We start from the raw sequence: 21551 nt of genomic DNA, 5'->3' as shown, positions 1-21551 counted from the left end.
TCCAGGCCGGGGACCCTTCCGGTCACCCGGCCTGGTTACCGGTATCCACCAGGGTGGGGAGCGATACGCCCAGGCGGGCGGCGACGCCGGCGCCATAGGCCGGGTCGGTGCGGCCGAAATGGGCCAGCTGGCGCTGTTGCAGGGCGACGGGCATGCCCCGCATGCTGGCGGCGACATCATCCATCAGGATGGCCCGCTGCGCCGGGCTCAACAGCCGGAACAGGGCGTTCATGCTGGCCATGATGCGTGCTCTTTCACTGGATGTTGGCGCATTGGGTGTTGGGGCCATCGCGTCCACCCGGTCGTTGGCGGCGGGTTGATGGCTGACGTCGGCGTGACCGGGAACGGATTCGACGCGGCCGCAGGTCATGCAGAACAGGGCGGGATAGCGGGCCATTCACGTCATCTCCTGCGGGCCGGGCACGCGTGGGCATGGCACGCGCGGGCATGGGGGCGACCGGGCCGCCGGGTTGATCCAACGGTGCCCAGCATGATCGTCGCCAGGGTTCTTGGATTGTACGGGGCAGCGGCCTTTTGTTCGTCTGTGTGGCGACATTGGGCCGCGCCGGGCCGGCCTGGAAAGATCCGCTTACAGCGACAAGGTCAGGGCCGGCTGGGCCGCCGGCTGAGCCTGCTGGGCAAAGGCGATCAGGTCGGATGCCGGCATGGGCCGGGCGTAGACAAAGCCCTGGATGTGGCGCACGCCCATCTGGCCCAGGCGGTCGCGCGTCTCACTATCCTCCACCCCTTCCGCCACCAGCGACAGCCCCAGATCGCGGGCGATGGCCACGCTGGCCCGCACGATGGCGTCGGCGCGGGGGTCGTCGCGCAAGGTGCGGATAAAGCTCTGGTCCAGCTTGATGCCGGTGAAGGGGATGCGGTGCAGCACGCTGAGCGAGGCATAGCCGGTGCCGAAATCGTCCAGGTACACGGCCATGCCGGCTTGGCGCAGGGTGGTCACTGCCTTGTTGACCACGTCGAAATGCACGATGGACTGGGTTTCCGTCAGTTCCACCCGAATGGCGCCATGGGGCACGCCGTACTGGTCGCACAGGGCGATCAGGTGGTCCACCAGGTCGCTGGCCTCCAGATCCTCCACCGACAGGTTGATGGAGATGGGGATGTCCAGGTCATGCAACTCGCGCCAGGCGGCGGCGGTGCGCACCGCGTGCTCCACGATACCCTTGGTCACCAGCCGGATCAGGCCGCCGCGCTCCGCCAGGCCGATGAATTGGCCCGGGGACAGCATGGTGCCGTCGGCCTTGATCCAGCGGGCCAGCGCCTCGACCGCCACCACCTTGCCGCTGTCGGCGTCCACCACGGGCTGGAAATGCGGCTGAATCTCGCCGCGCGCCAGCGCCTGGGGCAGGCTGCGCAGGATGCTCCGCTCCTCCGTCGAGAAACGGGTATGGGGGACCAGGTCCCAGATGCGGCGGGCCAGGTAGACGACCAGGCCGGCGATGGCCACCAGTGCCAGCAGGCTCAGCATTTCCCCCCGCGCCATGCTGAGGCCAGTGGCCTCCGCCACCACGTCACGCAGCCCGTCCCAGGTGAGGACGGCCAGCAGGACGGCCAGCAGCGCGCCACCGGCCAGCAGGTTCAACAAACCGCTGTCGTGCCGGGTGGGGGAAAGCAGGGGCAGGAACATGGCATGCTCGTGGATCGTGCGGGCACGCCCCGTAGACTGCCTCATAAGGTGCAATCTCGCTGTGATGGCCATCGCTGGTTGCCCTGTCATCCCCGTCATCGACGGGGCTGATCATGGGGACGCCACCCCAATGCGGTAATCCCTACCTAGGTGTTAGCCGCCGGTCGCCCAAGTGCGGCCAACTGTCATCATCCTGAGATGCGCCTGGACTATGGTCCGGCCGTTTCCGGGGGGCCGGGCGTCTTCGGGGCCGACCAGCCATCCGTCAGGGTGCCCAGAAAGGCGATGATGTCGTGAATGTCGCGTTCGTTCAGCGCCGGCGCGTCGCCCGGCCGCCGGCCGAAGGGCGCCTCCATGTTGATGGCCGCCGGGACCGCGCCGTGCGCGGCCGCCGGCATGTCGTCGAACGTCATGACGCTTCCGTCAACCCGGCGCGGGTACCATTTGCCGGGGTCGCTGTCGCGCTCCGCATAGAATTCCATCACCTGCCGCAAGGTGTGGAAGATGCCGTTGTGCATGAACACCTGGCGCAGCGCCACGTTGCGCAGGGTGGGGGTGCGGAAGCGGCCGCAGTAATCGGCGACGCCGGTGAAATCCGTGCGCAGCGGCCCGCACAGGCCTTGGTCGAAATAGCCGGGGTCGGCGTTGGCCGGGATGTCGCGGTTGCGCGGCACGCCGATGGCGATCAGGCCATAGTCGGTGAAGTGCGGCGGCGTACCGTCGTTGCCCCGCCGGCTGACGTGGCAGCTGGCGCAGTTGCCCCGCGCCGGGTCCTCGAACGCCTCCAGCCCCCGCCGCTCATCCTCCGTCAGCGTCGCCTTGCCCGCCAGATAGGCGTCGTACTTGCTGGTGTAGGGGTGGAACAGGGGCCCGTCCTGCTGGAAGACGTCCAGCGCCCGCAAGGCCAGATCCACCACGTCCACCTGTTCCCCCGCCGTCACGCCCACGGCGGCGCGCAGCTGGGCGCCATAGCCCGCCCGCTCCAGCCGGGCGCTCAAATCGGCGGGGTCGATGTTGCCCATCTCGAACGGGCTGAACAGCGGCACGCGGGCCTGCTCCCGCTGGCCGTCCACCCGGCCGTCCCAGGTCAGGCCGCCGGTGGGGCCGTTGTCGATGCTCTCGTCCCCCTCGTCCTCCGGCGTGCGGTAGTGCTCGGCGAAGGGGGGCACGTCCTGCAGGTATTTCAGAGAGGGCACGGCACGCAGGCCCGGCGTCCTGCCATCGGCGCCACCCAGGCGCACGGCTGCCCCGTCGGGCGGGCCGAAGGCGTGCGCCGGGTCGTGGCAGCTGGCGCAGGCGAGGCTGCCGTTGGCCGACAGGCCGGGGTCGAAGAACAGCCGCCGCCCCACCTCCGCCAGGGCCGCCGCCTGGCGGCGCACCTCTTCCCGGCCCAGGCCCTGCGCCGTGGCGGAGGGGGCAGTGCCCATCCAGCCGACCCCCAGGCCCAGGAAAATCGCCGCACCCAGCGTCCCGCGGCCGCGCCGGGGGATGCGTTTTTTGGTGGCTGCGTATAAGACCTTCAGCAAAAGCGAAACGATGAAGAAGGGGAACATCATGGCAGTGGGCATGGGGCGGGGCGGAAGCTTGCGTCAGGGTGTGGCCGCGGTGGCGCTGGCCGCCGGCATCATGGCAGGGTTTGGTGACCAGGCGATGGCGGCCAAGCCGGCCGATGACTTGGACAAGATCAAGACGGTTGTCGTGATTTACGCGGAAAACCGCGGCTTCGACAACCTGTACGGCACCTTCCCCGGTGCCAGCGGCATCGCCGACGCACCCCAGGACAGCCTGGCGCAGCGCGACCGCGACGGGTCGGCCCTCAAGGAACTGCCCCCCATCTGGAAGGGCCTGACCGCGCGCGGCGTGACGCCGGAGGTGACCCAGGCCCAGACGGAACATCTGCCCAACCAGCCCTTCGCCATCGATGACCCCAAGGGTTTCAACCTGGGCCAGGGCGTCGTCACCCGTGACCTGGTGCATCGGTTCTATGAGAACCAGATGCAGATCGACGGCGGCAAGAACGACAAGTTCGTGGCGTATGCCGACAGCGGCGCCCTGGTCATGGGCCACTATGACGGCGCCAAGCTGGCCATGTGGACGCTGGCGCGGGAATACACGCTGGCCGACAACTTCTTCATGGGCGGCTTCGGCGGGTCCTTCTTCAACCACTTCGTCCTGATCTGCTCGTGCGCGCCCTATTATCCGCATGCCGACCAGGGCCCGGCCCAGGGCTCGATCTCGGTGGTGCAGCCTGACCGCGTCAGCCTGACGCTGGCGCCCAACTCACCCAAGTCGGCGATCGAGGGCGTGCCGAAGTTCGTGAACAGCGGCAACCTGACGCCCGACTTCTATGCCGTGAACACCATGCAGCCGCCCTTCCAGCCCAGCGCCAACAAGCCGGCGCAGGGGGGCGACCCCGCGCTGGCGGACCCGGCCAACCCCACCACCCTGCCACCGCAGACCATGACCAACATCGGCGACCTGCTGAGCCAGAAGAAGGTGAGCTGGGCCTGGTACAGTGGCGCCTGGCAGGCGACGCTGGACCATGGCAACGCCGAGCCGGTGCCGAATTTCCAGTACCACCACCAGCCCTTCAACTATTTCGCCAGCACCGCCCCGGGGACCAAGGCGCGGAAGGAGCATCTGCGCGACGGCGGGCTTGAGGGCCGGGCCTTCATCAAGGACATCGACGCCGGCACGCTGCCCACCGTCACCTTCTACAAGCCGCAGGGCAACCTGACCCAGCACTCCGGCTATGCCGACGTCGCCTCGGGCGACGCCCACATCGCCGACATCGTGGCGCACCTGCGCAAGTCGCCGCAGTGGAAGAACATGCTGGTGGTGGTGACCTACGACGAGAACGGCGGCTATTGGGACCACGTGGCCCCGCCCAAGGGCGACCGCTGGGGCCCCGGCACCCGCATCCCGGCCATCATCATCTCGCCCTACGCCAAGAAGGGCTACGTCGATCACACCTTCTACGACACCACCTCCATCCTGCGCTTCATCACCCGCCGCTTCGACCTGCCCAAGCTGGAAGGCATCAAGCAGCGCGACGCGGCCCTGGCCGCCAATGGCAGCCCGGCCCTGGGCGACCTGACGGGGGCGCTAGACTTCGCCCAGAGGTAAGCGGGCGCCGGCTTAGGGTTTGAGCGGAACGGGCGCCGGCGACGGCGCCCGTTCCTATTCTTATCTCTGCCAACGGTAACTTGGCAGTGTATGGGGTGGTGATTTCTTAGGGTCTGTGTTATAATTAATAGTTGAAATTCGAGGTAATTAATCGAGAACGAATTTGGGATTGTAACTTATGTTTAGTAGGCGGGATTTTTATAGGGGGGGCATTATAAATGGTGCGAGTGCCGCGGCCAAAGCCTTGTTTTTTAGATGAATGTAAAAATCTTGGTTTTGTGCATGGTGAAATGCGATGGCGTTCAAGTGATGGAGAATATCTATACACGTGGGATGGTTTTCATGGTGAGATAGAGGTATTTAATAAGAGGGGTAAGCATTTAGATGTGCTTGACGCAGTTACGGGACGACCGAATGGTAAGGGCGCGATGAGGGGGAGGCGTATCAATGTCTGAGGATATTAAATTTCTCCCTGGCTGCGTTCAGGGATACTATACTTATGACGAACTTGATGATTTTATTGACCAATGGCATGATTCTGACTCTGTTGAGAGCTTGGTGGATTATCTCGGATTTAGTCAAGGTGAATGGGAAATTTTATTAATGGACAAATCCGCGCTTCAGAAAATAATTTCTGCTCGAGATGAGGGAGTACCAATAGGGGAATATATTGCAAAAAAATATGCCATGGCGGCTAGAAGCGATAAGCCAGCTGAGGCTCAGAAAATAATCGATTGGCTTAAGAAGAACGGTCATATTTAGGAACGGAATATGGTTAGAGAAGTTGACGAGCGAATCCTACGGTTGGCGCGACGCTTGCATCGGAAAAACAATCTGAAATTTCCGGTGCCAGTAGAAGATTTGGTAAGATCATATGCAGATCTAAAATTTATTGATATGCCATTCGATATTGATGGTCTGTGTATGGATTTGAAAGCAATTGGAACAAGAACCAAGGTCTTTGTTAAAAAGGGAGGATATAGAACTCGCCAAAGGTTTACGTTGGCTCATGAGCTTGGGCATATATTGATTCCATGGCACACCGGAAATATTATTGATCATACTGATCTAAATGGAGATATTGATTTATTGTATTGGTTTATGGAAGGTGAGGCTAATGCATTTGCCTCAGAATTATTAATGCCGGAGGATTGTGTCAGGAATTATATAAAGGAATATCACGATATTCGAGAATTAATAGAGGGCGTAGCTGAGGATTTGGACGTATCAATTCCAGCAGCCATATTTAGAATATTTAGATTTATGCCAAAAAATAATATCATCGGGTTCTCATATTCTGAACACGATGATAAGCGGTATGTCGTGCGTTCTCCTGGGACTAAAGTGCGCATATCTGACTCATCTTTATTTGATGATGAAGAATTAGATTCATTTCACAATGGAGAGGTATTTAATTTTAATATTGGCCCATATTGCATACGATACGCCACTTTTCCCAATCATTTAGATCTTCCAGAAATTTATGACCCCAGAGATTGGAGAGAAATTTTAATAGAATGCTTGTCTTGTTTTTACGACGATATAAAATCCCCTCGTCAGAGAATAAATGGACTTATATCTGTTGTTAATAGTGACCTGAGATCATCTGTAGATGAAAGAGAGTTGTATGCTCAATTCATTCACAGAATATCTGGACATGCAGAATTTTCAATGCTTTTGGAGAAAGATATATTTCACCAATTTGCAGCAAAAAGGATAAAAGAATTTATTGAGAAAAAAATATAAAGAAAATAATGGCTATCGATGGTGTTCTTTTAATGTTCGATGCGTGTTTGTTCTAAAACAAATACTTCACCGTCAGGCTCAGCACCGGGTACCAGCTGTAGTCCTTCACATCGTCGCGCAGTTCCTGGCGTTCGGCGTCCAGGCGGTTTTGGAAGTCGGGTGTGGTGGTGACGGGTCCGCTGGCGTCGAGGGAAACCCTGGGCGTGCCGTGGTACATGGCGCCCAGGTCGATGCCGAAGCGCCAACGGTCGGCCACCGCGCCCTCATAGCCCACGCCGACGTAAGGGGCGAAGCGGTTGAAGGCGATCTTGCCGTTCAGGCTGCCCACCTCGTTCGCGGTGTAGGTCATGCCGTGGATGGTGTAGGTGGCGTTCCGCGGCGTGCCCTTCAGGTCGACCTCGTTGAGGTTCAGCCGCGCCCCGGCGGTTACGCGCCAGCCGTCGCCGAAGGGGTGCAGGTCGGCCAGCAGGCCGAAGGACTCCAGCGTGGCATCGCCGTCGTAACGCACGTCGCGCACCGTGTGATTGGCGGAGAAGGCGAAGCCATTGGCGTTGAGGCGCAGGCCGAAGCGGTCGTCGAAACGGGCGCCGATCTCCGCCCCCAGGCCTAGGGTGCTGACTACGGGGCCGATGCTCAGCAAGGGGCCCCAATCCGCTGGGATAGAGTCCGCCGGGGTGGCCGTCTGTGCCCGGGCGGCGTGGGCGAGGGACGCGGCCGCCAGCGCCAGTGTGGCGGCCAGGATGCGGGGGGCGGTGCGGCGGGTGGGCATCGGCGTCGGGCTCCGTCACGGGGCATGCGGCACATCACATGCGGCACTTCAATAGAACGGGCGCCCGCCGTGTTCCGTCGGGAAACGGGGGATCATTTTTGGCCCAACTCGGCACCACCTTCGGCGAGGCGGATATCCGAAGCTGTAGCGGTGCTATAGGCGGGGTACCGCGCCGGTTGAGGGCTGAGGATTGAGGTCCTGGCACCGAGGCCTTGACAGGGGGCGGCCGGGCGCCTGATCTGGCCCGGCCCTTTGACCCCTGTCGCCCGAACGGATGACCATGCCGCTGCTGCGGACCCTGCCCTTGAGCGCGCTGGATGACGCGGCCTATGCCCGCCTGTGGCCCCTGCTGGATGAGGGGGAGCAGGCGCGGGCCCGCCGCTTCGTGTTCGAAGCCAACCGGCGGGAATATGTGGCGGCCCACGGCCTGGCCCGGCTGTGGCTGGGCCGCCTGCTGGGCCGGCCGCCGGCGGCACTGGCCTTCGCCCCCCTCACGCCGCAGGGCAAGCCGGGGTTGGTGGATGCGCCGATGGGGCTGGATTTCAACCTGTCGCATACCGACGGCCTGGTGGCCTGTGCCGTGACCCTGGATGCCGGCACGCGGATAGGCGTGGATGTGGAGCCTGGCGACCGTCGTATCGGGGCGGAGGTGGCGACGGCCATGTTCGCGCCCGAGGAACTGGCCTGGCTGGATGCCCGCCCCGCCGGGCGCGGCGGGCCGGACCTGGTGGCCTTCTGGACCTTGAAGGAAGCTTATATCAAGGCCCTGGGCCTGGGCCTGTCGCTGCCCACCGACAGCTTCGCCATGGCACCCGACGCCATAACACCCGAGGGCCCCGCGCTGATCCGCCACGACGGTTCCCTGCCGACGGGCCAGGCCTGCCGGCTATGGACACGCGATCTGCCCAGCGGCTACAAGGCCGCCGTGGCCTGGATGGGCCCGGATGGCCAGCCCCCCGCCGACCTGGGGATGGAGGAAGGGCTGGCCGACCTGTGGTGATCAGAAAACCTTACCAATCGTGAAGCGGACGGAGCGGGGCTCCAGCGGGTGGACATGCAGGTCGCCGACACCCTCCGCCGGTTCGCCCTTCAGCCGGTCGGTGTAATAATAGTCGGCGGCGTCATCCTTGCTGTCGAAGACGTTGTAAAGACCGATGCCGAAACGCAGGCCGCTTTGCAGCGTGTAGTTGGCCGTCAGGTTCCATTCCTGGCTGCCCGCCGAACGCACGCTGTTGTCCTCGATCAGTGGGTGGGCGCCGAAATAGCGGTACTCCACGCCGCCCGACCAGGGGCCGAGGTCACGCAGATAGATCCCCAGCGAGCCGATCAGCTTGGGCGCGTCGGGGATGAAGCTGCCGGCTGGATCGCTGTCGGTGTAGCGGGCGTGGCTGAAGGCGATGCTGCCGTAGAATTCCAGCCAGCCGAAAGGGTTGTAGGTGGTGTTCAATTCCACCCCGCGCCGGCGGCTGGGGCGCCCGGCCTCCGTCTGGCCCACGTCGGCGTCGTAGGTCAGCTCCGAGACGAAATCCATCTGGAAGGCGGTCAGCGTGGCGGTCAGGTTGGGCAGGAGGGTGCTGCGGATGCCCACCTCCTCGCCATCGGCCTTGGCCAGCAAGGGGGCGTTTCCCAGAGATGCTCCGCGCACGTCGTCGCTGTGAAAGCCGCGGCCGGCGCTGGCATAGACCTCCGTCCCTTCCCACAGGGTGGCGATGGCGCTGCCCTTGGGTTGGAACAGGCGGGCGGCGACCACGCCGGCGTTGGTGCCATGGTCGGTGGCGGTCAGGTAGTCTTCGCGCAGACCCGCGACGGTGCGCAGCCAGGACGTCCAGTGGCTGGTGACTTGGACATAAGCCCCGCCGCCGGCCTCCTGGACGTTATCGTTCTCGACCAGGGCATAGGCCACGCGGGCCCTCGTCGCTCGGAGATCGACATGCACGTCGTCGAAACGGGTGTCCAGGCCGGCCACCACCTCATGGTCCAGGCCCAGCAGGCTCAAGGGGCGGCTGTAGCTAACGGCGCCGCCCGCCACCATGCGGTTCTCGTCCTGGGCGTGCTGGTCGCCATCAACCGGGTTGTAAAGAAAATGGGTGAAGTCGTTCCACAGCGTCAGCTGGTTGTTGATGACATAGGCGTTGGCCGTCACCTCGCCGCCGGCCAGCCAGCCGGCTTCCACCGGCATGGCAAAGGTGCCCGACAGGCTCATGCGCCGCGCCTGGCCGCCGTCCGTAGGGTCCAGGGTGCCATAGCGGCCGATCAGGCCTTGCGCGATGGCGCGTTGCGGCTGGTCGGTGGTGGCATTCCACAGGCCACGGTAATACATGGCAGTGACGCTGAAGCCGTCGTCCCGCGCGCCCTGGCTATAGCGCAGCACGGCATTGCCCTTGCGCAAATTGTCCGGATGGTCCCAGGGCCCGTCATAATGCACCAGCTCCCCACCCGCCATCAGCTGGCCGGCGCCTAACGCCATGGTGCCGGCGGCGAAGGCGCGCTGATAGCCCAGCGTGCCCGCCGTCAGCGCCACCTGGGCCGGAAGCTGGTCCAGGTAACCCATCTGGATGGAGCCGACGGCGGAGAAGTCGCCCTGCGCCGCGAAATAGGGCCCCTTGGTGTAGCCGATGCCGCTGGCGAGTTCCGGAATCACAAAGTTCAGGTCGGTATAGCCTTGGCCGTGCGCGTGGGTGCGCATGTTCACCGGCATGCCGTCCACGCTGGTGGCCATGTCGGTGCCGTGATCCAGGTTGAAGCCACGCAGCAGATACTGGTTGGCCTTGCCCTCGCCGCTGTGGCTGGTGACCACCAGGCCGGGCACCGTCTCCAGCATCTGACCCACGCGATAGGCGGGCAGGAGGTCCAGCTCCTCCTTCACCACCACACCCTGGCTGGAGGTGGCGGCCGCGCCAATCAGGTCGCGGCGGGCGGCGGTGACCACCACGTCGTCGAGGGTATCGGCCGGCGCGCTGGACGCGGCCTCGTCATCGGTGGCGGCAAGGGCAACCGGACTGATCAGCAGGAATAGGGATGTTGTTATTCTGAGAACGAAACGACCCATCATTTGTTGGCCTCTGGCAACGTGACACGTCACCACGGGCCAAAGAACGGACTACCCTTCGCCGGCCTGGATATCCCCAGATGGCCGCGCGGCAGGTGTCCTTCCCCATTGGTGCACCCCGCCCAATGTGCCCGTGCGTGACCACGGCGTGACGGCAGGTCTCCTGGCTCACGGGTCGCGGCCCGCACACCGCCTTCCCGGTTCCCCAGTGGCTTGGACCCTGCCGGATGATCAGCAGGGTGGTGTCGGACTCACCGTTCACAGTTGCGGGGGCAGCCGCGGCTTGGGGGCCATGCCCCGTTCCGCGTTCCCTTTTCATCCAGCCCGCTCAGGGGCTGGAACCGTCGCGGCCTTTCTACGGGGAATTGTACGCGCGTGCAAACGCGATGTTGCGGCGCGGGGGTGAGCACCCTGGCGCACAAGCTTGGCGGTTGTGTGACAACGCCCACCCACGCCCGGGCATGGCAGCAATACGGGGGGCTTCGAGCGATTTCCCTTGTACCTGGGACCGGTCACAGCCACTTATGCGGTCTTAAGGAATGGATGGCATCATTCGTTCCCATGCCGGGCCGTTGGGCCCGGCGGTATCCCCCGGGTGGCGCGTAGCGGTGGCGGCCAAATCGCCCCTGTAGCACCCAGGGCATACTCGACCTTCTGACACATGCCTGCCGGCACGCGCCCGGGCAAGGGCTTGACCGCGATCCGCGGCCGCGAGAAACGAACGCGGCCGGCGCGTCGCCCTGGGATTCCAAGATATTGACCGCTTTCGACACCCTCTCCCTGCGGCCTGAGATTCAGGCCGCTTTGGCCCAGCTGGGCCATCACACCGCCACCCCTATCCAGGCGCGGGCCATTCCCCATGCGCTGGAGGGCCGCGACATCCTGGGCATCGCCCAGACGGGCACCGGCAAGACCGCCGCCTTCACCCTGCCCATCCTGCAGCGCCTGGGGGCCGCCCCATCGGCCCTGCCGCTGCGCATGCCCCGCGCCCTGATCCTGACCCCGACGCGTGAGCTGGCGGTGCAGATCGGCGAGAGCATCACCAACTATGGCGTGGGCCTGAAGCTCAGCCACACCGTCATCCTGGGCGGCGTCGGCCAGGGTAGCCAGGTCAAGGCGTTGGCCAACGGCATCGACATCCTGGTGGCCACGCCGGGCCGCCTGCTGGACCTGATGACCCAGGGCCATGTGCGCCTGGACAAGGTCGAGGTGCTGGTGCTGGACGAAGCCGACCGCATGCTGGACATGGGCTTCATCCACAGCCTGAAAAAGATCATGGCCAAGCTGCCGGCCAACCGGCAGACGCTATTCTTCTCCGCCACCATGCCGGCCGACGTCTCTGAATTGGCCAATAAGATGCTGCGGGATCCCCTGCGGGTGGAGGTGACGCCCGTCTCCACCACGGTGGAGCGGATCACGCAGAAGGTGATTTTTGTCCCCGCGGCGGAAAAGCGCCACGTGCTGGTCGATCTGATCCGCGGCGATGCCGGCATGCAGCGCAGCATCGTCTTCACCCGCACCAAGCATGGCGCCAACCGCGTGTCGGCCCAGCTGGAGCAGGCGGGCATCGGGGCTGCCGCCATCCACGGCAACAAGTCACAGAACGCGCGGCAAAAGGCGCTGGACGGCTTCCGTGCCGGTGACGTGCGGGTGCTGGTGGCGACCGACATCGCGGCGCGCGGCATCGACGTGGACGGCGTCACCCATGTGGTGAACTTCGAGCTGCCCAACGAGCCGGAGACCTATGTCCACCGCATCGGCCGTACCGCCCGCGCCGGCGCCTCCGGCGTCGCCGTGTCGCTGTGCACGGCCGACGGGGATGAGCGCGTCTACCTGCGCGACATCGAGAAGCTGATCCGCAAGTCCATCCCGGTGGGTGAGCGGCCCGAGGCCACGCCCCAGGCCGCCGCCGCCCCGGTGAGCCGTCCGCCCCTGCCGGCCCGCCAGCCGCGCAACGGTGGCGGCAATGGCGGTCGCGGGCAGCCGCGTGGCCAGCGCGGTGCCGAGGGTCAGGCCGAAGCCAGGCCCGCCCGTACCGAGGGCCAGCGCCCCGCCCGCACCGACGGCCAGCGGCCGGCACGGACGGAGGGCAACCGCCCCCAGGGTCCGCGCCCCCCGCAGGCGCCGCGTCCCCAGGGCCCACGTCCTGACGGGGCGCGCCCCGATAGTGCCCGTCCGCAGCAACAGGCGCGCCCGCAGGGGCAGCGTCCGGCCCAGCCGCAGGGGCAGCGCCCCAACGCCGCCCGTCCGGTGGCGCCCCGCCCCGCCCAGGATGGCCGGGGCACCCAGTTCTCCAGTTTCGTGGCGGCCTTGAACGCCAACGAAGATCAGCAGCCGTCGGCGCGCGAGGATCGCAACCGTCCGCGCCGCCGCCGCTGATCCCAGTCGGGGTCCCAAGTCCCAATCTTGATGGTTCTTTAGGAAGAGGAGGTCCCCATGGGCCGCAGCAGCAAGCCGAAATCCAAGTCCGTCAGCGAATTCGTCCTGTTCGACGTCCTGTATGACGATGGCTCGCGGTCGTCCAACCGCCGCGTCCCCTCGTCCGAACTGGGCGGCCTGGACGGTGACGAGCCCGCTCGTGCCATCATCGAGGCGCAGGACCGCGAAATCGCTGCCATGTCCGGCAACCCGCGTGGACGCATCAAGTCGCTGACCCGCTCGCCGGTCCGGTAAGCCCCCGGTCGGATAAGCCCTCGGTCAGATAAGCCCTGGGCTGATCCATCCGCATCGCCGACGCGTATTGAGAAACGTCCCGTGCCCAGGCCCGGGGCGTTTTTCTTTTTGGCTTTGCGGGGGGAGGAAAAGGCCTTGGGACCAGTGCTGCGCCAGGCCGCGATCTACGCGGTGACCCTTATCGCCTTCCTGACCCTGGATGCCGTCTGGCTGACCCGCATGGTCGGGTTCTACCGCCAGGTGATGGGCGACATGGTGGCGCCCCAGCCGCGCCTGGGGCCGGCGGCCGTGTTCTATATGCTCATGGCGGGCGGCATCGTCTTCTTTTGCGTGGAGCCGGCGACGCGGTCGGACGCACCGCTGATGCAGGCGCTGATGCGCGGCGCGGTGTTCGGCCTTCTCACCTACGGCACGTACGACCTTACCAACCACGCCACCTTGCGCCTATGGTCCGCCCGGCTGAGCGCGCTGGATATGGCGTGGGGGGCGAGCCTGACGGCGGTGGCGGCGGCGGCCGGCTGCGCCGCCGCCCTCTATTTCAGCAAAAATCCATAGTGATTGCCGCCGGCCGTGCGGTTCACGATCTGGCCTGGGGTATAGTCGAAGGTATCGTCCAGGGTCAGGCGCACGAAGATGGGCTTCCCCATCATGTCCAGGTGCGCCAAATCCGCGATCTCATAGTGCACATGCACCTTGCCGCCCGCCAATGACACCAGGGTGACGTCGCCGCCGATGCAGACCTGGCCGTTGAACTTGGCGCGCACGTAATAGGTGTCGCGCCCATCCGCCAGGACGGTGGATTCCACGCGCCGCACGTCCACCGGCGTCAGTGGCAGCTCGATCCGATACATGGTCAGCACGTCCGTGCCCGTGGGGCGGGTCGTGTGCAGGTCCAGCGCGCAGGCGGCCTGCAACATCTTCTGGTCCGGTCCGGGCCCCATGGGGTCGTCGCCGGAACACCCGCCCACCGCCAGGCCGGCGGCCAAGGCCAGGACGGCCCCCATCTTCATCCCATGCCGCATGACCATCCCCCGATATGCTGTCATCCGGGGGGCCCTCGGGGTTCCCCCGGGGCGGCCGATCGCCCCCGCCAGCTAATCGTCCAGTGGGGCCGACGGTCAAGGATCTATTCCGTGTCCCGCCGTGGCGGCCAGGGGAAGAAGGCGCTGGTACGCCGGGAGTAGTCGGCGAACGCGGCCCCCCGGGACCGCGCCATGTGGGCCTCCAGCGGCGGTAGGCCGGAAACATGGACCAGCAGGACATACATCATGAGCGGGCCGACGAAAGCCGCCCAGCCCCAAGGCCAAAGCCCTTCCGGCCCCGGCGCCAGGGCGAAGCAGGGATAGGCCAGCCAGTTCAGCCATTCGAAAAAATAGTTGGGATGCCGCGACCAGCGCCACAAGCCGGCATCGCATACCCGGCCATGGGCATCGGCCCGCCGGCGGAAGCGGGCCAGCTGGGCGTCGGCCACCCCTTCGCCGGCGATTCCCCCCAGCAGCACCAGCGTGCCCAGCACGTCCCCGCCGCCAAGGCCGGGTGCGGGGTTGCGGGCCGCGGCATAAACGGTCAAGCCCAGCAGGGCCGCGGCCACGGCCTGGCTTTGCAGGAACCAGAACAGGCGGGCAGGTGCCCGCGACCCCCAAACGCGCATCAGCTCGGCATATCGCGGATCATCACCGCCGCCCCGGGTACGCCCCCCGATATGGGCGGCCAGGCGCGCCGACCACAGCCCCACCAGCGTGGCGACCAGGATTTGCCGGGCGGTGAGGGGCGCCCCGTCCACGGGAACCAGGGCAGCGGCCAAGCCGCCCGCGCCGACGGCCAGCGACCAGCACGTGTCCACCCAACCCGATTGGCGGGTACGCCGCTGGATGGCCCAGGCCAGGGCCATGATGGCGCATTGGCCAAGTGCCACGGCCGCCAGCAGAAGGGCGGGCGCCAAGGGTCAGAGCCCGACCAGCGGCTGGACCAGGCGGCCCAGCAGGCTGTGGATGCGCAGCCGGCCGCGCACGGCGATCAGGCACAGGCAATCGCCATCCGGCTCCGCCAGCGGCTGGTGATCCACGCTGGCATCCACCGCCGCCATGTCGCCGGAGCCGAAGCGGCCGAAGACGTCGCTGAAGGCGCCATCGACGACGCAGGTGTATTCCTGGCCCCGATGGCCGTGCATGGGTATGGCCATGCCCGCCGCCACCCGGAACAGCATGACCTTGTAGCCCTGGGTAGGGTCGACCCGGACCGCGCGTCCCCGGATGCCGGGTGCGACGAACCGCCAGGGCCCCAGGCGCTGGCGACGCAAGGCGGGGGGCAGTACCGGATCGGGGTCGAGGGCGGGCACGTCCGCAGGCGGCCGTTTCCCCTCCAGGCGGGCGTCATCAAGCTGGGCGCCATCAAGCCGGGCAAGCGTGCGCTCCAGCGCGTCATCGGCCAGCGCCACGGGACGTTGGCTGTTCAGCAGGGCGCCGCCCAGCGCTTCCCATGCCCGCATCTGGTGGCGGCAGATGGGGCAGAAGTCGAGATGGGTGGCCACCACCAGCGCGGGGCCGTCGGCCAGGGTGCCGGCGGCGTGGCGCGACAGCAGGTCAACGTCGGGATGGTGGGTGGGGTGGGGCGGGGAAGGGGGTGGGCGCATGGCGGCGATCATCGTTCGGCCCCCCCGGGATCGATCACGCCGCGCAGCCGGGCCATGGCCAGGCGCAGGCGCGATTTGACCGTCCCCAACGGAATGCCCAGGCGGCGGGCGATGTCCGGGTGCGGCGCGTCTTCAAAGAAGGAAAGCCGCACGACCGCCAATTGATCCGGGGGCAGGGTATCCAGTGTGGCGCGCAGGCGGTCCGCCGCCTCCGCCGCGAACAACAGGTCGTCCGCCGGCTCCGGTTCCGCCGGCGTCAGGCTTTCCTGCGCCACGGCGGCGTCCGCCGCGCGGCTGCGGCGGGCCGCGTCGATGCGCAGGTTGCGGGCGATGGTGAAGATCCAGGTGGCGGCCCGCGCGCGGGACGGGTCGAAGATGGCGGCCTTGCGCCAGACCGTCAGCATGACCTCCTGCGCCAGCTCCTCCGCCTCCATGGGTGGCAGGCCGGTGGTCAGGAGGTAGCTCTTGATGCGGGGGGCGTAGTGCCGGAACAGGGCCGAGAACGCGGCGCGGTCGCCCTGCGCGGCGATGGCCCGCAGGTGGCGGGCGTGCACATCCTCCAACACGACCGTGCCAGCGGTGGCGCCGGCCGTGGCGCGGCCTTCCGGCAGGATACCATCCCCGCCGCCGCTCACGCGGCTGTCTCCCGGCCGAGCCCAGGACATACCAGGCCGGCCGGCCGATGGCCGGCGGCGGGGTGATGCGGTTCGAAGGGTGCGGGCGTCATGCATGTCACTCTATACGAACCACGGCGGATTTGGATCAGCCGCTGTATCGACTGATCCAGCACTCATCCTGGCGCGTATAGGGATCGCAAGCTTTTACTGCCAGGCGTGGGAGGCACGGGGCGGATGTCGGACCCAAGGTTGGATATGGATGCGGACTTGGCGGATGCGGGGAAACCCGGCGCCCCAATATCCGGCCCCAGCGCCCTCTACCGGGGCTGGGTGGCTCACCGCCGCACTTGGCCGCGCCGCCACCACCTGCGTTATCGCGTCTGGTCCATGCTGCTGGACCTGGATGAACTGCCGGCCCTGCACCTGCGGCTCCGGTTTTTCTCCCACAACGGTTTCAACCTGCTGTCCTTTCATGACGCCGATCACGGGGACGGTTCCGGCCGGCCCCTGGCGGATCAAGTGGCGGGGCTTCTGGCCGAGGCCGGCGCCGGCTACGACGGGGGTGCGATCCGGCTGTGGTGCATGCCCCGCGTCCTGGGCTATGTCTTCAACCCCATCAGCGTTTATTTCTGCCATCGCCGCGACGGCACGCTCTGTGCCTTGGTACATGAGGTGAACAACACCTTCGGACTGCGGCATAGCTACGTCATCCCCGTGGCACCCCCCTTGGACGCCCGGGCTGCCGCCGGCGGCGTGGTGCGCCAGCACTGCACCAAACATCTGCACGTTTCCCCCTTCCTGGACATGGACGCGCGTTATGAGTTCCGCGTGTCGCCGCCTGCCGAGGGCTTGACCGTGGCCATCCAGGTGCGCCCTGGCGATGACCGGGACGGGCGGTCCGCGCCCATCCTGTCCGCCTGCTTCAGCGGGCGGCGCCTGGCGCTGGATGATGCCGGCGTCCTGCTGGCCTGGGCGGCGCAGCCGCTGCTGACCTGGAAGGTGATGGCCGCGATCCACTGGCAGGCCCTGAAGCTGTGGCTGAAGGGGGTCGGCTTCCGGTCCAGCCCGCCGCCGCCGCCCCGGTCCGTCACTATCGTCACCCCTGCCGTCACCCCTGCCATCACCCCCGCCGACCCTGGCCTGTAGGACTTCACCACCCATGTCATTGGACGTCTCTCCCACCCCCGTGGCCTCACCCCCGTCCCTGCAACGGCTGCCTGCCGCCCTGATCTCGCGCATGATGGCGCGGCTGGCGGTGGGGCAGATCACGGTGCGGTTTCCGGACGGCACCCGGCTGACGCGGCGGGCGGCGCAGCCTGGGCCCGAGGGCGTGCTGGAACTACATCGCTGGCGCGCCGCGCGGCGGTTGGCGCTGGGCGGCGACATCGCCTTCGCCGAGGCCTATGCCGATGGCGATTGGTCCAGCCCCGACCTGCCGGCCTTGCTGGAACTGGCGGCGCGTAATATCTCCCGGCTGGACGGCGCCATGGCCGGCACGCCGCTGGCCCGCATGGTGAACCGGCTGCTGCATCGTGGCCGCGCCAACACCCGGGCCGGCAGCCGCCGCAACGTCATCGCCCATTATGATTTGGGGAACGATTTTTATGCCTGCTGGCTGGACCAGGGCATGGCCTATTCCTCCGCCCTCTATACGTCACCCGGTCAATCGCTGGAGGCGGCGCAGGCGGTCAAGCTGGACCGCATCGTCCAGCTGCTGGGCCTCAGCGGCGGGGAACGGGTGCTGGAGATCGGCTGCGGCTGGGGCGGCTTGGCGGAACGGATCGCGCGCGAAGGCTGCCACGTCACCGGGTTGACCTTGTCGCCCGCCCAGCTGGCGGCGGCGCAGGACCGGTTGATCCAGGCCGATCTGGGCTGCCGTGCGGATCTGCGCCTACAGGACTATCGTGACGTCACCGGCACCTATGACCGCATCGTCTCCATCGAAATGCTGGAGGCGGTGGGGGAGCGCTACTGGCCGCTGTATTTCCGGACGCTGCGCCAGCGCCTGTCCGATGACGGGGTGGCGGTGCTGCAGGTCATCACCATCGACGACGCCCGCTTTGAGCATTACCGCAGCAATGTCGACTTCATCCAGCGCCACGTCTTCCCGGGCGGCATGCTGCCGCCGCCCGGCCGCCTGGCGCGGGAGGCGGCGGCGGCCGGCCTGCGACTGGACGGGGCGGAAACCTTCGGCGACAGCTACGCCCGCACCCTGGCGGAATGGCGTCGCCGCTTCCACGCCGCCTGGGCCGACATCCAGGCCCAGGGCTTCCCGCCCCGCTTCCGCCGGCTATGGGATTATTATCTGGCGTATTGCGAGGCGGGATTCCGCGCCGGCGTGATCGATGTCGGGCTCTATCGCCTGGTTCCGGCGTCTGGCGCCTGAGGGCCGTCAGGCCACCTTGCGCAGGGGTTCGCGCACCGTCAGGCGTACCTTCATGCCGGCGCGGGGGGCGCCCAGGGTGATGCCGCCCTCCGGCACTTGGGCCGCCAGCGGCCCGGATAGCGCCTCGATGTCGAAGGTGGTGACCAGCATGGCAGCCAGGGCCGTCAGCTCCGCCGTCGCCAGCTGTGCCCCGATGCAGGTGCGCGGGCCGGCGCCGAAGGGCACGTAAGCGAACTTGTCCGGCCCGCTTTTTCCTGACAAGGGCGTGCCCTCCAGGAAGCGGGCGGGATTGAGCTGCAGCGGGTCCGCCCACTGGTCAGGCTGGCGGTGCAGGGCCCAGGGGCACAGCAGGATCGAGGCGCCCTTGGGGATGGCCACACCCGATACCACGTCGTCGGCCAAGGCCGTGCGGGCGAACCACCAGGCGCTGGGGTAAAGGCGCAGCACCTCCTGCACCATGGCACGGGTGCGGGGCAGCTCGCGCAGCAGGCCGGGGCGCAGCTCCCCGTCGGCGGGCAGCCTCTCCTCCACCTCCTGCCGCAGCCAGGCGGCCAGATCCGGTCGCCGGGCCAGGGCGTAGGCCAGCCAGCAGCCGGCGGTGGCCGTGGTTTCGAATCCCGCGACCAGGGCGGTGATGGCCTCATCCCGCATCACCGCGGGGCCATACTCCGCGACCAGGGGGTGCAAGGCCGCCAGAAAGCCCTTGGGGGCCTGGGCGAAGCCGGCGATCTGGCGCTCCATTTCCGCGATGGCGCCGCGGAAGGCCCGGCCCTCCCGCGTGGGCAGGTACATATCCAGATCCACCAGCCGCCACATGGACAGGCTGAGATGACGGTGGGCGACGCAGCCCGCCCGGTAGATGGCGTCGGCCGCGGCCTCGTCCTCCAGCCGTTCATGGAACAAGGCCGCGATCACCATGCGCATGGTCAGCCGGCCCATCAGGCCGTGCAGATCGATCTCCGATCCGCTGCTCTGGGCCAGGCCCGCCGCTTCCCGCGCCAGCACGCACAGGGCCAGCTCCAGCCCGTGATTCAGGCGGCTTTGCGAAAAGGCGGCCTTGGCGGCCTGGCGGGCCGCATCCCAGCGCGGGCCGCTGGCGGTCACCATGCCCTCGCCGAACAGGGGGCGCAGCCGCGCCTGTTCCGCCCCCTTGCCATAGGCGTCGCGGTTTTCCACCAGCACGCGCTGGAAGCCCGCCGGATGGCTGATCAGGAAGGCGGGCTTGGGGCCTAGGCGCAGGGCCACGGGAACATCGGCGCCGATGCCGTGGCGCTCGACGAAGCCGATGGGGTCGGCGGCGAAATCGGGCAGGTCGCCCAGCACGGCGCGCCGCAGGTTGGTGATGAAGCTCATGGGTTGGTCTCCGTCAGGCGGCGCGCGGGTCGGCGCCGGCGGTGGTCCGGGATGAGGGGTTGGTGGCGTAGGCCGGCACGTCCAGGGCGATGATCACGGCGTGGATGTCGCCCTTGTGGCCTTGGCCGACATGGACGGGGTTGGTCTCCTCCGTCACCGGCAGGCCGCACAGGCGCACAAAGCGGCCGAAGGTTGGCTCCACCACCGCGATCAGGCGGTTGGCGGCGCGCGCCACGCCGAAGGCCCCGATGGCTTGCACCAGCACCTTGCCCACGTCACGCCGGTTGGCCACGTCGGGGCAAATGACGAAGCGGCTGATTTCCCAAATGTCCGGGGCGCGGGGGGCCGGTCTATCCCCCAGCAGCATGGGAAAGTCGCGTTCCAGCAGATAGGGTTCGGTGGTGGGCAATGCCCGCCAATAGCCCACCATGCGGCCCGCTTGCAGGGCCGCGCAGTGCCAGGCCTTCCGGTCGAATCCGTCGAACTCCAGCAGATCGACCGAGGCCACGTCCCAGCCTAAGCCTTCACGAAAAACCCGGTGCCGCAACCGCCAGGCTTGGGCCAGCAGCTCCGGCGAGTCCGGGCCTGAGAAATTCACGACGCGCAACGATGACATGGTCCAACTCCGCCCGTTTTTCCGAGGTCAGTACGACATCGTTAGGGGCTTCGAAAAAGCTGGGCATATGCCGAGGTATTCCCCTCGCGCCGGCTGTGTCGAGGCATCCACCCGCGATGAAGAGATGGCCATGCGAGAGATCGAGGAGATGTTGTCGGCCTTCACGTCCGCCGGAACCTTGGACGCTTTGAAGACCGCCCTGGACAGACAGGTCGCTGATTTGGGCTTCGACGCCGCCAGCTACGTTGACGTGCGGCGCCTGCCGATTGCCGAAGAGCCTGTACCGTTCTACCAAACGTCGTTACGGCAGGATTTTCTAGAGACCTATCTGGCAGAGGATCTTCTGGGGTACGACCCGGTGGTGAACCGGGCCGCCACCACCAACGCCCCATTCACCTGGGCCGATGTTCCGGAATTCCGGCCGGCCAAGGGCGGTGGCCGGGGGGCGCGCAACCGGGCGCGGCAGGTCATGGATATCGCCCGCGACTTCGGCTACCGCCAGGGTTTCGTGCTGCCGTTGCATGCGGTGGATGGCCACGGCTTCCCCGCTTCCGCCCTGATCAGCCTATTCTGGCGCCAGGAACCGGATCTGCTGGACCGGCCGGAACACCGGCCCGCCTGGCTGCGGCTGGCCGGGTCCTTCTATCATGAGCGGGCGCTGAACCTGCGCCGGGAGGTGGCCTTGCCGCCCTTGGCCCCGCCCTCGCTGACGGACCGGGAAAGGGAATGCCTGGTGTGGGCCTGCCGAGGCAAGACGCGGGCGGAAACGGCCGACATCATGGGTGTTTCCGACCGCACCGTGGAATTCCACCTGACCAATACCATGCGCAAGCTGGGGGTACACAGCAAGTACCACGCCATCGCGGTGGCGGTGCAGCTGCGGCTGATCGCGCCGTAAGGCCGGGTGCCCGCAAAAACGCGTTTCAACTGATCCGG

General features: G+C 66.5%; 22 protein-coding genes and 1 riboswitch. Of the genes, 11 read left to right on the top strand and 11 right to left on the bottom strand.

The window, feature by feature from the left end; all coding sequences use genetic code 11:
* Window positions 1-22: 22 nt before the first annotated feature.
* The 3 genes from FBZ89_RS04175 to FBZ89_RS04165 all read right to left on the bottom strand — a co-directional run bounded on the left by FBZ89_RS04175 (window position 23) and on the right by FBZ89_RS04165 (window position 3075).
* On the bottom strand, window positions 23-397 hold the full coding sequence (locus FBZ89_RS04175; RefSeq protein ID WP_145748757.1) for a catalase-related domain-containing protein: 375 nt from the start codon (window positions 395-397) through the stop codon (window positions 23-25).
* Window positions 398-589: 192 nt separating this feature from the next.
* Window positions 590-1693 carry an EAL domain-containing protein gene (locus tag FBZ89_RS04170; protein WP_186457189.1) on the bottom strand — a complete coding sequence of 368 codons (1104 nt, stop codon included), beginning with the start codon at window positions 1691-1693 and terminating at the stop codon, window positions 590-592.
* Window positions 1694-1857: 164 nt separating this feature from the next.
* A complete protein-coding gene (locus FBZ89_RS04165; protein WP_145748755.1) occupies window positions 1858-3075 on the bottom strand; it encodes a cytochrome-c peroxidase in 1218 nt (405 codons plus the stop codon).
* A 127-nt stretch (window positions 3076-3202) separates the two neighbouring features.
* Here FBZ89_RS04165 and FBZ89_RS04160 point away from each other — a divergent pair, with 127 nt between their 5' ends.
* The 4 genes from FBZ89_RS04160 to FBZ89_RS04145 all read left to right on the top strand — a co-directional run bounded on the left by FBZ89_RS04160 (window position 3203) and on the right by FBZ89_RS04145 (window position 6520).
* Window positions 3203-4774 carry an acid phosphatase gene (locus FBZ89_RS04160; RefSeq protein WP_246172030.1) on the top strand — a complete coding sequence of 524 codons (1572 nt, stop codon included), beginning with the start codon at window positions 3203-3205 and terminating at the stop codon, window positions 4772-4774.
* Between the two features lie 218 nt (window positions 4775-4992).
* Window positions 4993-5229 carry a colicin E3/pyocin S6 family cytotoxin gene (locus FBZ89_RS32025; protein WP_186457188.1) on the top strand — a complete coding sequence of 79 codons (237 nt, stop codon included), beginning with the start codon at window positions 4993-4995 and terminating at the stop codon, window positions 5227-5229.
* Window positions 5222-5536 (top strand): hypothetical protein, encoded by a 315-nt coding sequence (locus FBZ89_RS04150; RefSeq protein ID WP_145748753.1) that lies wholly within the window; start codon window positions 5222-5224, stop codon window positions 5534-5536. The genes FBZ89_RS32025 and FBZ89_RS04150 overlap by 8 nt, the downstream gene beginning before the upstream one ends.
* 9 nt (window positions 5537-5545) lie before the next feature.
* Entirely contained in the window at window positions 5546-6520 is a 975-nt protein-coding gene (locus FBZ89_RS04145; protein WP_145748752.1) for an ImmA/IrrE family metallo-endopeptidase, read from the top strand.
* Between the two features lie 52 nt (window positions 6521-6572).
* Here the strand turns inward: FBZ89_RS04145 and FBZ89_RS04140 are convergent, their stop codons facing one another.
* Window positions 6573-7289 carry a hypothetical protein gene (locus tag FBZ89_RS04140; RefSeq protein ID WP_145748751.1) on the bottom strand — a complete coding sequence of 239 codons (717 nt, stop codon included), beginning with the start codon at window positions 7287-7289 and terminating at the stop codon, window positions 6573-6575.
* A 280-nt stretch (window positions 7290-7569) separates the two neighbouring features.
* On the opposite strand from FBZ89_RS04140, the gene FBZ89_RS04135 reads away from it, so the two are divergent.
* Complete coding sequence (locus tag FBZ89_RS04135; RefSeq protein ID WP_186457187.1) at window positions 7570-8289, top strand: 4'-phosphopantetheinyl transferase family protein; 720 nt, start codon at window positions 7570-7572, stop codon at window positions 8287-8289.
* Here FBZ89_RS04135 and FBZ89_RS04130 read toward each other — a convergent pair whose 3' ends face one another.
* Window positions 8290-10341, bottom strand: coding sequence for a TonB-dependent receptor (locus tag FBZ89_RS04130; RefSeq protein WP_246172029.1), 2052 nt, complete (start codon window positions 10339-10341; stop codon window positions 8290-8292).
* A 133-nt stretch (window positions 10342-10474) separates the two neighbouring features.
* Window positions 10475-10699, bottom strand: a riboswitch (cobalamin riboswitch).
* 395 nt (window positions 10700-11094) lie between these two features.
* On the opposite strand from FBZ89_RS04130, the gene FBZ89_RS04125 reads away from it, so the two are divergent.
* The 3 genes from FBZ89_RS04125 to FBZ89_RS04115 all read left to right on the top strand — a co-directional run bounded on the left by FBZ89_RS04125 (window position 11095) and on the right by FBZ89_RS04115 (window position 13566).
* On the top strand, window positions 11095-12717 hold the full coding sequence (locus tag FBZ89_RS04125) for a DEAD/DEAH box helicase (RefSeq protein WP_246172028.1): 1623 nt from the start codon (window positions 11095-11097) through the stop codon (window positions 12715-12717).
* 57 nt (window positions 12718-12774) lie between these two features.
* Window positions 12775-13011 carry a hypothetical protein gene (locus tag FBZ89_RS04120; RefSeq protein ID WP_145610207.1) on the top strand — a complete coding sequence of 79 codons (237 nt, stop codon included), beginning with the start codon at window positions 12775-12777 and terminating at the stop codon, window positions 13009-13011.
* 144 nt (window positions 13012-13155) lie between these two features.
* The gene (locus tag FBZ89_RS04115; protein ID WP_211115111.1) at window positions 13156-13566 is read left to right on the top strand and encodes a DUF2177 family protein; all 411 of its coding nucleotides are present in this window, start codon (window positions 13156-13158) and stop codon (window positions 13564-13566) included.
* Here the strand turns inward: FBZ89_RS04115 and FBZ89_RS04110 are convergent.
* The 4 genes from FBZ89_RS04110 to FBZ89_RS04095 all read right to left on the bottom strand — a co-directional run bounded on the left by FBZ89_RS04110 (window position 13545) and on the right by FBZ89_RS04095 (window position 16278).
* Entirely contained in the window at window positions 13545-14033 is a 489-nt protein-coding gene (locus tag FBZ89_RS04110; protein WP_145748749.1) for a hypothetical protein, read from the bottom strand. The two genes, FBZ89_RS04115 and FBZ89_RS04110, sit on opposite strands and share 22 nt — an antisense overlap.
* 104 nt (window positions 14034-14137) lie before the next feature.
* A complete protein-coding gene (locus FBZ89_RS04105) occupies window positions 14138-14953 on the bottom strand; it encodes a DUF1295 domain-containing protein (RefSeq protein WP_246172027.1) in 816 nt (271 codons plus the stop codon).
* Window positions 14954-14956: 3 nt separating this feature from the next.
* Window positions 14957-15655: a ChrR family anti-sigma-E factor gene (locus FBZ89_RS04100; RefSeq protein WP_145748748.1), complete on the bottom strand. Its 699-nt coding sequence runs from the start codon at window positions 15653-15655 to the stop codon at window positions 14957-14959.
* Window positions 15652-16278, bottom strand: coding sequence for a sigma-70 family RNA polymerase sigma factor (locus FBZ89_RS04095; protein ID WP_246172026.1), 627 nt, complete (start codon window positions 16276-16278; stop codon window positions 15652-15654). Before FBZ89_RS04095 ends, FBZ89_RS04100 begins: the two co-directional genes overlap by 4 nt.
* 237 nt (window positions 16279-16515) lie before the next feature.
* Here FBZ89_RS04095 and FBZ89_RS04090 point away from each other — a divergent pair, with 237 nt between their 5' ends.
* Window positions 16516-17406, top strand: a complete 891-nt coding sequence (locus tag FBZ89_RS04090) for a DUF1365 domain-containing protein (protein WP_145748982.1) — start codon at window positions 16516-16518, stop codon at window positions 17404-17406.
* Between the two features lie 13 nt (window positions 17407-17419).
* Window positions 17420-18646, top strand: coding sequence for an SAM-dependent methyltransferase (locus FBZ89_RS04085; protein ID WP_145748746.1), 1227 nt, complete (start codon window positions 17420-17422; stop codon window positions 18644-18646).
* A gap of 6 nt (window positions 18647-18652) precedes the next feature.
* On the opposite strand, the gene FBZ89_RS04080 is transcribed toward FBZ89_RS04085, so the two are convergent.
* Both FBZ89_RS04080 and FBZ89_RS04075 read right to left on the bottom strand, forming a co-directional pair.
* The gene (locus FBZ89_RS04080) at window positions 18653-19999 is read right to left on the bottom strand and encodes a cytochrome P450 (RefSeq protein WP_145748745.1); all 1347 of its coding nucleotides are present in this window, start codon (window positions 19997-19999) and stop codon (window positions 18653-18655) included.
* 13 nt (window positions 20000-20012) lie between these two features.
* Window positions 20013-20615, bottom strand: coding sequence for an acyl-homoserine-lactone synthase (locus FBZ89_RS04075; RefSeq protein ID WP_145748744.1), 603 nt, complete (start codon window positions 20613-20615; stop codon window positions 20013-20015).
* A gap of 130 nt (window positions 20616-20745) precedes the next feature.
* On the opposite strand from FBZ89_RS04075, the gene FBZ89_RS04070 reads away from it, so the two are divergent.
* Window positions 20746-21513: a LuxR family transcriptional regulator gene (locus FBZ89_RS04070; protein ID WP_186457186.1), complete on the top strand. Its 768-nt coding sequence runs from the start codon at window positions 20746-20748 to the stop codon at window positions 21511-21513.
* Window positions 21514-21551: the final 38 nt, after the last annotated feature.

The sequence above is a fragment of the Nitrospirillum amazonense genome, assembly GCF_007828045.1.
GTDB lineage: Bacteria > Pseudomonadota > Alphaproteobacteria > Azospirillales > Azospirillaceae > Nitrospirillum > Nitrospirillum amazonense_C.
This window is presented reverse-complemented; position numbering and strand designations above follow the sequence as displayed.